The organism is Vibrio sp. 10N.222.52.B7 (genome assembly GCF_041474275.1).
Lineage (GTDB): Bacteria > Pseudomonadota > Gammaproteobacteria > Enterobacterales > Vibrionaceae > Vibrio > Vibrio crassostreae_C.
This window is the reverse complement of record NZ_JBFRTU010000088.1, coordinates 1-916: the sequence shown is the minus strand read 5'-3', so window position 1 is coordinate 916 and position 916 is coordinate 1. Positions and strand designations below refer to the sequence as shown.

1 protein-coding gene and 1 pseudogene are annotated in these 916 nt (G+C 45.2%); both read left to right on the top strand.

From position 1 onward, the window contains the following. Positions 1-546, top strand: a 546-nt coding sequence (aat, locus tag AB4512_RS19640) for a leucyl/phenylalanyl-tRNA--protein transferase (protein WP_372175409.1), incomplete at its 5' end; no start/stop codon positions are given. Then, positions 546-916: pseudogene (locus tag AB4512_RS19635) on the top strand (arginyltransferase); the annotation flags it as partial. The gene aat and the pseudogene AB4512_RS19635, both read left to right, overlap by 1 nt.

Genomic DNA, 916 nt, shown 5'->3' with positions numbered 1-916 from the left:
GAGCCTATACTTTGGTGGAGCCCTGCACCGCGAGCGGTATTTAATCCTAAGACATTCGAACCGTCAAAAAGTCTTAAAAAGTTTCAAAGAAAGCACAATTACCGAGTCAGCATCAACCAAGCGACGGACAGAGTAATTGGTTATTGCTCTTCACTAAGACCCGAAGAAGAAACCTGGCTAAACAGCGACATGCAGTCAGCCTACCGCAAACTCGCTTCATTAGGTTTCTGCCACTCGGTTGAGGTTTGGCAAGATGATGAACTGATCGGTGGACTTTACGGCTTACAAAGAGGCCAAGTCTTTTGCGGTGAATCGATGTTCAGCCTAAAGACCAATGCCTCTAAAATTGCGCTGTGGTACTTTTGTAAACACTTTACCCGATTCGGCGGACAACTGATTGATTGCCAAGTCATGAACCCTCACTTGGAATCCTTGGGCGCTATCGAGGTTGATAGGGATGAATTCCTAGGCTCTCTGCAATTACTCAAAGAGTTCTCCGTTGACGATGCATGCTTTAAAACCCAATGGCTAAAGGAAATGCCTTAATGAATCCAGATTTACAACAAATCAGAATTGGATTAACAGACAATCACGCTTGCAGCTACTTACCTCACTTCGAAGAGAGAGTGGCGGTCACGCTTGACGAACACATGCACACCTCAGATAACTATGAAGTTCTGCTTGCGAATGGATTTCGCCGCAGTGGTTCAACCATTTATAAGCCACATTGCGATAATTGCTCAGCATGCCAAGCGATTCGGCTTTCAATTCCTGAGGTTAAGCTTTCCAAAAGCCAACGACGGATCCTTAACAAAGGAAAATCACTACGTTGGGAACTGAAAGATGAGATGGATGACAACTGGTTTGACTTATACAGTCGCTATATCACCGCTCGTCACCGTTCGGGAACCATGTA